Below are 7,982 nucleotides of genomic sequence, written 5' to 3'. Positions count from 1 at the left end.
GGATTTGCCGACCGCCAACACCGACATCTACGTCGCCGATACCATGGGCGAGCTCGGCTTATTCTATCGGCTGGCGCCGATCGTGTTCATGGGCGGCTCGCTGGTCGAACATGGCGGGCAGAATCCGATCGAGGCCATCAAGCTCGGTGCAGCGATCGCGCATGGACCGCACGTATTCAATTTCACCGATGTTTATGACGCGCTCGATGCCGCCGGCGGCGCGAAACAGGCCGACAGCCGTGAAGCGCTGGTGAGGCAGCTCCGGCAATGGCTGGGCGACCCGGTAAAGCGGCAGGCATCGGTTGACGCCGCCGAGCGCGTGGTCGAGCAACTCGGCGGCGCGCTGCAGCGCACGCTCGCCGCACTTGAGCCGTATCTGTTGCAATTGCGGCTCGAGATGGGGGCGGCGAATGCATGAGCCGGCCTTCTGGTATCGGCCGCCCTCGCTGACGTCGCGATTGCTTATGCCGCTCGGCGCGATCTACGGCGCGGTCGCGGCTCGACGCCTGAAGCGCGACGGGATCGACGCCGGCATTCCTGTGCTGTGCATCGGAAACTATCACGTCGGCGGCGCCGGCAAGACCCCAACGGTGTTGGCGCTGTTTGGTCTGTTGCGCGAGGCCGGCGAGGCGCCGATCGTGCTCAGCCGCGGCTATGGCGGCAAACTGCGCGGCCCGGTCAAGGTCGATCCCGAACGGCACGCCGCCACCGATGTCGGCGACGAGCCGCTGATGATGGCGGGGACGGCGCCGGTCGTCGTCGCTCGCGATCGTGGCGATGGCGTCGCATTGGCACGATCGCAGGGCGCCAGCGTCATCCTGATGGATGACGGTTTCCAGAATCCCGCAATCCGCAAGGACGCGTCGCTGATCGTCATCGACGGCGATCGCGGACTCGGCAATGCTCGCGTATTTCCTGCAGGACCCCTGCGCGCGCCGCTGCCGCCGCAACTGGCCCGCACCGACGTGCTCGTCATCGTTGGCAGCGGCAGCGCCGCGGACCCGGTCGCGGCTGCCATCGCCGCGCAAGGCGGGTTGGTGCTGCGCGCGCATCTGGGGCCGGATGAGGTTTCGGTCGCCGCGGTGCGCGGCAAGCGCGTGCTGGCCTTCGCGGGTATCGGCGATCCCTCCCGGTTTTTCAGGATGCTGCGTGCCGGCGGTGCCGAGGTCGTCGCGGAGAAAGCGTTCGCCGACCATCATCCGTTTTTGGAAACCGAGATCGACGCCCTGACCACCGCCGCAAAGCGCGATGGACTGGCGCTGGTGACTACGGAAAAGGATCTGGCGCGGCTGCGCGACGGTGGCAAGCTTATGCCCGCAGCGCGCGATATCGTGCCGTTCGCGGTGACGCTGCGATTCGGCGACGAACCGAAATTGCTGAGGTTCGCGAGCGACCGACTGTTCAAGGCCCGCGCGAAGAAATTCCGATCGTAGGATCGGTTGAGCAAAGCGAAACCATCACAGGCATCGGCCAGGAACGATGGAACCCGTTCGCTCAACCCATCCTACGAATTGCCGTCCCTTGTTTTCAGCGCCCCGGGATAATGACGCTGCAGCACCGCGGATGGCAGCGCGTAGGCTTCCTGCTGATCGACGCTCCAGTATTTCAACTCGTCGAGCGGAATCTGCGCCCCGGTCACCGCACAGCGCACATAGGTGCCCGGCGAGATCACTCGGAAATCGCCGTCCAGATATTGCACCTGGGCTTCGCCATGGCCCGAGGGACCGAATTTATTCAGCACGCAGGCTCTCCTTGGGATCGATCCGGTCCGTCCGGACCCCGGATCAAGTCCGGAGCACCCTAGCATAAATAGGCCTTGCGGTCCTGGCGTCAAACCCACCGATTTGTGATGAATTGCGGCTTAAACCGCGTGATAGATTCGGTGCAGGGGCCGTTGTTTTCGGCACCATATAAGAGGCGGAACGCGATGCGCCTGCTTCCCACCTTCATGGCACTGGGCTTTCTCGCGGCGACATATGCCGCCGCGGCGGCGCCGGCAGCGCAGCAGGTCGATATTCCCTCGAGTAATGGCGTACTGCATGCGCAACTGTTCAAGCCGGATGGCTCGGGTCCTTTCCCGGCGGTGATCGCGCTGCACGGTTGCGGCGGATTGAACGGACAGTCGGACCAGATCCAGCCGCGCTATCGCGACTGGGCCGAACAATTGTTGAAGGACGGCAACGCGGTGCTGTTGCCGGACAGCTACGGCTCACGCGAGCTCGGTCCGCAATGCCGGGTCAAGGAGCGGCGCGTGCTGGCCCGCCGCGAGCGCGTCACCGACATTATGTCTTCGCGGCAGTGGCTGATGCAGCAACCGTGGGTATCGCAGGATCGTATCAGTCTGATCGGCTGGGCCAACGGTGCCAGCGCAGTGCTGTGGGCGGTGCGACCGCAACTGGCATCGCGCAAGGCCGGGCCAGATTTCCGTGCGGCTGTGGCATTCTATCCGGATTGCCGCCTTTCGTCCGGTCTCGGCTGGAGCGCGCGGGTGCCGACGCTGCTGCTGATCGGCGCCGGCGACGATGTCAGCTCGCCTTCGGCCTGCCGGCAGATGGTCGACGGCGCGCGCGGGCGCAGCGCATTGGCGCGGATCGTGGTCTATCCGAATGCGGTTCACGACTTCGATCGCGCGAATCTGCCGTTGCACGCGATTACCGGTGCCGATGCCAGCGTGCCGGACCGCGGGCATCTCGGCAGCGATCCCGATGCCCGCGCGGATTCGCAAAAGCGCGTCGCGGAGTGGCTGGCGCGGTAATATTCAGCGTCGTCTCCGAAGGCGGGATCCATGCCCCCGGGCGCTTATTCGATATTGCGCGTTAAAAAAATATCACTTCCGCTTTCCGTATCATCGGCAGCGTGGCGTATGGTCTCCGTCTTCGCGGGACGACGCTTCTTAAAACAGATTTCCTTGATCGACCGGCTTCGCGACGCGTCTTGGCGCAACGAGCTTGGGCTCGCTCGCAGGCTTCGGCTGGCTGGTTCGCGCCGCCGTCGCCGCGGGCCGGTCCGCCTCCGCGGTCGCCCCGACGCGGCCATCGGCAAATTCCAGAGCGAGCCGTGCGCCCGGTCCGATCGCCGCGGCGGCATGTACTGAAGCTCCCCGCTCATCGCGCACCAGGGCGAAGCCCCGCGCGAGCACGCCGCGATAGGACAGCGCCGCCAGCAACTGTCCGCTGTGCCCGATGCGGGCGTGCTGGCGCTGCATTGCGGTCGCCAGTGCGCGCCGCGCGCGTTCGGTGAGCCGTTGGGCGCGTTCGCGGTTCCGCGCAATCGCGTTACGCTGCGCCTGCGCGTTGGCCAATTTGGAGGATTTCAGCCTGATCGTAAGGCCTGCGAAGCGGTCGCGGCGTCGGCGCAGCAGCGCATGCGCCGAAAGCGCCAGCCGCTCGCCGCTTACGGTCAAGCGCTGCGTGGCGTGCGCCACTTGCGCCCGCAACACCCGCAGCGTCAGCCGGGCGCTGACCTGGGTGAAGCGCCGGAAATGCGCATGGGTGTTGGCTTTCAGCGCGCGCGGCAGCGAGGCCGTCAATCCATCCAGCCGCTGGCGGGGAATGGCGAGCAGTTCGGCCGCCGCCGGCAGCGCGCGGATCGCAGCGCGGAATTCGTTGCGGCGGCTGTCCTGGCCGCGCCGCCAGCACAGCAACATGCGCCGCGCGTAGCCTGCAACCTCGACAAACAATTCGGCGCGTACCGGAACCGCCATTTCGGCGGCCGCGGTCGGCGTCGGCGCACGTTTGTCGGCGGCGAAATCAATCAGCGTGATATCGGTTTCATGGCCGACCGCGGAGATCAGCGGAATCATGCTCTCGGCCGCGGCACGCACCACGATCTCCTCGTTGAACGACCACAGATCCTCCAGCGAACCGCCGCCGCGCGCGACGATCACCAGGTCAGGCCGCGGAACCCGGCCGTTCTCCGGCAAAGCGTTGAAGCCGCGGATCGCAGCGGCGATCTGATCGGCCGACCCTTCACCCTGCACTTTGACCGGCCACACCAATACGCGGCGGGGAAAGCGATCCTTGAGCCGATGCAGGATGTCGCGGATCACCGCACCGGTCGGCGACGTCACCACGCCGATCACCTCGGGCAGCCATGGCAATAATTGCTTGCGTGCCTCGTCGAACAGGCCTTCGGCCGCCAGTTTGCGCTTGCGCGCTTCCATCAGCGCCATCAGGGCGCCGATGCCGGCGGGCTCCAGCGCCTCGATCACGATCTGGTATTTCGACGAGCCGGGATAGGTGGTGAGCTTGCCCGTGGCAATGACCTCGAGGCCTTCCTGCGGCTTGAACCGCATCCGGACATGGACGCCCTTCCAGACCACCGCCTCGATCTTGGCGCTCTCGTCCTTCAGCGCGAAATAGCAATGCCCGGACGAATGAGCGCCGCGAAAGCCGGAGATTTCGCCGCGCACCCGCACATGCCCATAGGCATCCTCGACCGTCCGCTTCAGCGCGGACGACAGTTCGGACACCGTAAATTCCGGTGCGTTGAGCAGGGTTTCGGCGGCGGTCATTCGGTATCGAATCCGACTTTTCGCTCCCGCACGCAAGGGCGGGGTTTAGCCGTCCACGCAAACAAAGGCTTGCAATATAGATTACTCTGTATTATAGAGTAATCTATCAAACTCTAAATGAGGAATTGCACGTGAGTACCACCATCGTGTCAGGCGGCTTGAGGGCCGTTGTCTGGGGTTTCGCCATCGCCGGATTTGCCGCTCTGGTATTGGCCGGAATGATCGCCTGGCCGCTCCGGCAGCCGCCGGAACTGGCGTCAATCTCGGAATCGCGCAAATGGATCGATTTCAGCGCGCTGCCCGCGGTCGATCGCTTCCAGGCTCGCGACGGTACGGTACTCGCCTATCGGCACTATCCCGCGCGCACGGCGCCGGTGGGCTGCATTGCAATCCTTGTGCACGGCTCGTCCGGCTCCAGCCGAAGTGCGATCCAGGCGCTGTCGCAGGCGCTCGCGGCGCGCGGCGTGGGAAATTACGCGGTGGACGTTCGCGGCCATGGCGAATCCGGCACTCGCGGCGATATCGGTTATTTCGGCCAGCTCGAGGACGATATGGCCGATTTCGTCGCGGAAGTTCGTAAAGTCCATCCCGCCGAGCCTCTGACCCTAGTCGGCCATTCCTCCGGTGGAGGCTTTGCACTTCGGGTAGCGGCCTCGCCGATCCAGAGCCTGTTTGCCCGCACGGTGCTGCTTGCGCCTTATCTCGGCTACGGCGCGCCCAGTAACCGGCCCGATGCCGGCGGCTGGGCCAGCGCCGATATTCCCCGGCTGTTGGCGCTCCGCGTCCTGCGCGACCTAGGGATCGACTGGGCCGAATCGCTGCCGACGGTCGCTTTCGCAGTGGCGCCGAATTCGGCAAGGATATTGAACGCCAATTATTCGAACCGGCTGCTGCGCAACTTCGCCGCCTCGCGCGACTTCCGCCAGGATCTGGACGCGGCGCGCGGGCCGATCGCGATCTTTGCAGGGTCTGCCGACGAGCTGATGCTGCCCGGCAAGTACCAGGAGATGGTCGGAAACCGAGTGCCGGTCAGGATCATCGACGGCGTCAACCACATGGGCATCGTCGGGGATCCCGCCGCGGTGTCCGTCATCGCGGACGACGTAGCCACAACGGGGCTGAGCTCATGAGCATCGACAGCCAGGAGGCCGCTTCCGCGCTATCGGATATCGACGCCATCGTCCGGCGCGTCCGGCAATCCAGGATATACAATCTCGCCAGCCTGATGATGATCATGTGGGGCTTGCTGGCCTTCACTGGCTACGTGGCGTCGTACCTGTCGCCGCGCCAGGCCGGCTATTCCTGGGCCACGATTTATATCGCCGGGATAGCGGGCTCGTTCCTGGTGTCGAGGCATGATCAGGTCCGCAAGGGGGTCCGCACCTTCGACATAAGGATGCTTGCGGCATTTGTGTTGTTCGTCGCATTCGGGGTATTTTGTGCAAACGTGCTCGGCCATTTCACGCCGCGACAGTTGGGAACGTTCTGGCCGATCTATTTCATGCTGGTCTACACCATCGCCGGCCTGTGGATTGGACATGCCTTCGTCGCCATCGGCCTTGGCATCACCGCGCTGACGTTGATTGGCTACTTCGGTCTCGGCGACTGGTTTGACCTTTGGATGGCCTTTGTCGACGGTGGCGGACTGATCCTGGGCGGCCTCTGGATGCGCCGGAGCTGACCGATGGCAGAGCTCGACGACATCATCCATCAGCCGCTGCGCCTGCGGATCATGGCGGCGCTGAACGCGCTGCCTGCGGCAGGCGGGCTGGAATTTTCAAAACTGAAAAAACTGACCGGCGCCACCGACGGCAATCTCGGCGCCCATATCGAAACGCTGTCGAAGGCGGGCTATGTCTCGATCGAAAAAGCCTTTGTCGGCAAAAAGCCGCAGACCACGGTGACCGCGACCGCAGCAGGCCGGGGCGCGTTCGCGCGGCACGTGGCGTATCTGAAGGAGATCATCGAAGCGGGCGCGGGGCGGCCGTAACAAACGCCGTCATTCCGGAATGCGCCTTTTGGCGCAGGCCGGGTATCCATACACGCCGATCGCGGTTATGGATTTGGGCTCGCGCTACGCGCGTCCCGGAATGACGAGTCCTGTGTGGAAGCGCGCCCATTCGCTTGTATCCCGGGCACGGGTTCGCTAACCGACAGGCATGAACATCCTCCTGCTCGGTTCCGGCGGCCGCGAACATGCGCTGGCGTGGAAGATCGCGGCTTCCCCGCTGCTGACCAAGCTGTGGTGCGCGCCGGGCAACGCCGGCATCGCCCGGGAGGCCGAATGCGTTGGGATCGATATCACCGACCATGCCGCGGTGGTCGGTTTCTGCCGCAGCAACCTGGTGGATTTCGTCGTGGTGGGGCCGGACGCGCCGATCGCGGCAGGCATCGTCGACGATCTCAACGCCGCCGGTTTCAAGGCATTCGGCCCGACCAGGGCCGCAGGCCGGCTGGAAAGTTCGAAGAATTTCACCAAGGCGCTGTGCCGCGCCAACCGAATTCCGACCGCGGCTTATGGCCATTTTACCGATGCTGAAAAAGCCAAGGCTTACATCCGCGCGCACGGCGCGCCGATCGTGGTCAAGGCGGACGGTCTGGCCGCCGGCAAGGGCGTTGTGGTGGCGATGACCGAGGCGGAAGCGTTCGACGCGGTCGATATGATGTTCGCCGGCGGTCTTGGCGGCGCCGGCGCCGAAGTCGTGGTCGAGGAGTTCATGCGCGGCGAGGAAGCCTCGTTCTTCGCGCTGTGCGACGGCGAGCATGCGCTGCCGCTGGTCACCGCGCAGGATCACAAGCGCGCTTTCGACGGCGACAAGGGACCGAACACCGGCGGCATGGGGGCGTATTCGCCCGCACCTGTGATGACCGATGCGATCTGCGCCCGCGTCATGGAGGAGATGATCCTACCGACGTTGCGTGCGTTGAAGGCAATGGGCGCGCCGTACAAGGGCGTGCTCTATGCCGGCGTGATGGTCACGGAACAGGGACCTAAGCTGGTCGAATACAATGCGCGGTTCGGCGATCCGGAGTGCCAGGTGCTGATGCTGCGAATGATGTCCGATGTCGTGCCGGCGCTGATTGCCTGCGCCGATGGACAATTGAAGAATTTCAGCCTGCGCTGGTACGACGCTGCCGCGCTCACCGTGATCATGGCCACCAAAGGCTATCCCGGCGATTACGGCAAAGGCTCGGTGATCGATGGCCTCGGCGAAGCCGCGAAGGTCGAGGGCGTCAAGATCTTCCACGCCGGCACGATTTCAAAGGACGGCCGGATCCTCGCCAACGGCGGACGCGTGCTGAACGTGTGCGCGCTCGGCAATACCGTGACCGAGGCGCAGCGCCGCGCCTATGAAGCGGTGGACCGGATCCACTGGCCGGAAGGGTTCTGCCGCCGCGACATCGGCTGGCAGGCGGTGGCGCGGGAGCAGGCCGGAAAATAGAAGCGTCATACGCAGGCTTGACCCCT

9 protein-coding genes are annotated in these 7,982 nt (G+C 64.8%); 7 read left to right on the top strand and 2 right to left on the bottom strand.

Annotation, left to right across the window (positions count from 1 at the left end; all coding sequences use genetic code 11):
* Positions 1-418, top strand: a 418-nt coding sequence (locus tag ACFE72_RS15360; RefSeq protein ID WP_375413970.1) for a 3-deoxy-D-manno-octulosonic acid transferase, incomplete at its 5' end; no start/stop codon positions are given.
* Positions 411-1,433 carry a tetraacyldisaccharide 4'-kinase gene (gene lpxK, locus ACFE72_RS15355; protein ID WP_375413969.1) on the top strand — a complete coding sequence of 341 codons (1,023 nt, stop codon included), beginning with the start codon at positions 411-413 and terminating at the stop codon, positions 1,431-1,433. The genes ACFE72_RS15360 and lpxK, both read left to right, overlap by 8 nt.
* A 71-nt stretch (positions 1,434-1,504) precedes the next feature.
* Here the strand turns inward: lpxK and ACFE72_RS15350 are convergent, their stop codons facing one another.
* Positions 1,505-1,741, bottom strand: coding sequence for a DUF2093 domain-containing protein (locus ACFE72_RS15350; RefSeq protein WP_375413968.1), 237 nt, complete (start codon positions 1,739-1,741; stop codon positions 1,505-1,507).
* A gap of 186 nt (positions 1,742-1,927) precedes the next feature.
* On the opposite strand from ACFE72_RS15350, the gene ACFE72_RS15345 reads away from it, so the two are divergent.
* Positions 1,928-2,755, top strand: coding sequence for a dienelactone hydrolase family protein (locus tag ACFE72_RS15345; RefSeq protein WP_375413967.1), 828 nt, complete (start codon positions 1,928-1,930; stop codon positions 2,753-2,755).
* 138 nt (positions 2,756-2,893) lie between these two features.
* Here the strand turns inward: ACFE72_RS15345 and xseA are convergent, their stop codons facing one another.
* Positions 2,894-4,513 carry an exodeoxyribonuclease VII large subunit gene (gene xseA, locus ACFE72_RS15340; RefSeq protein ID WP_375413966.1) on the bottom strand — a complete coding sequence of 540 codons (1,620 nt, stop codon included), beginning with the start codon at positions 4,511-4,513 and terminating at the stop codon, positions 2,894-2,896.
* 131 nt (positions 4,514-4,644) lie between these two features.
* On the opposite strand from xseA, the gene ACFE72_RS15335 reads away from it, so the two are divergent.
* From ACFE72_RS15335 to purD, 4 genes are all read left to right on the top strand, one after another.
* On the top strand, positions 4,645-5,643 hold the full coding sequence (locus ACFE72_RS15335; protein ID WP_375413965.1) for an alpha/beta hydrolase: 999 nt from the start codon (positions 4,645-4,647) through the stop codon (positions 5,641-5,643).
* Positions 5,640-6,194 carry a hypothetical protein gene (locus ACFE72_RS15330; RefSeq protein ID WP_375413964.1) on the top strand — a complete coding sequence of 185 codons (555 nt, stop codon included), beginning with the start codon at positions 5,640-5,642 and terminating at the stop codon, positions 6,192-6,194. The genes ACFE72_RS15335 and ACFE72_RS15330 overlap by 4 nt, the downstream gene beginning before the upstream one ends.
* A 3-nt stretch (positions 6,195-6,197) precedes the next feature.
* Positions 6,198-6,503 (top strand): winged helix-turn-helix domain-containing protein, encoded by a 306-nt coding sequence (locus ACFE72_RS15325; RefSeq protein WP_375413963.1) that lies wholly within the window; start codon positions 6,198-6,200, stop codon positions 6,501-6,503.
* Between the two features lie 169 nt (positions 6,504-6,672).
* Positions 6,673-7,956 carry a phosphoribosylamine--glycine ligase gene (purD, locus tag ACFE72_RS15320; RefSeq protein ID WP_375413962.1) on the top strand — a complete coding sequence of 428 codons (1,284 nt, stop codon included), beginning with the start codon at positions 6,673-6,675 and terminating at the stop codon, positions 7,954-7,956.
* The last annotated feature ends 26 nt before the right edge of the window (positions 7,957-7,982 follow it).

It is taken from the genome of uncultured Bradyrhizobium sp., assembly GCF_964252615.1.
Classification (GTDB): domain Bacteria; phylum Pseudomonadota; class Alphaproteobacteria; order Rhizobiales; family Xanthobacteraceae; genus Bradyrhizobium.
Note: the sequence above shows the minus strand (reverse complement) of the source record. Positions and strands in the feature narration are given on the sequence as shown.

Bases quoted from the DNA above. Each gene is read 5' to 3' on its own strand.
- lpxK (WP_375413969.1), top strand. From the start codon at position 411: ATGCATGAGCCGGCCTTCTGGTATCGGCCGCCCTCGCTGACGTCGCGA.
- ACFE72_RS15345 (WP_375413967.1), top strand. From the start codon at position 1,928: ATGCGCCTGCTTCCCACCTTCATGGCACTGGGCTTTCTCGCGGCGACA.
- xseA (WP_375413966.1), bottom strand. From the start codon at position 4,513: ATGACCGCCGCCGAAACCCTGCTCAACGCACCGGAATTTACGGTGTCC.
- ACFE72_RS15330 (WP_375413964.1), top strand. From the start codon at position 5,640: ATGAGCATCGACAGCCAGGAGGCCGCTTCCGCGCTATCGGATATCGAC.
- ACFE72_RS15325 (WP_375413963.1), top strand. From the start codon at position 6,198: ATGGCAGAGCTCGACGACATCATCCATCAGCCGCTGCGCCTGCGGATC.
- purD (WP_375413962.1), top strand. From the start codon at position 6,673: ATGAACATCCTCCTGCTCGGTTCCGGCGGCCGCGAACATGCGCTGGCG.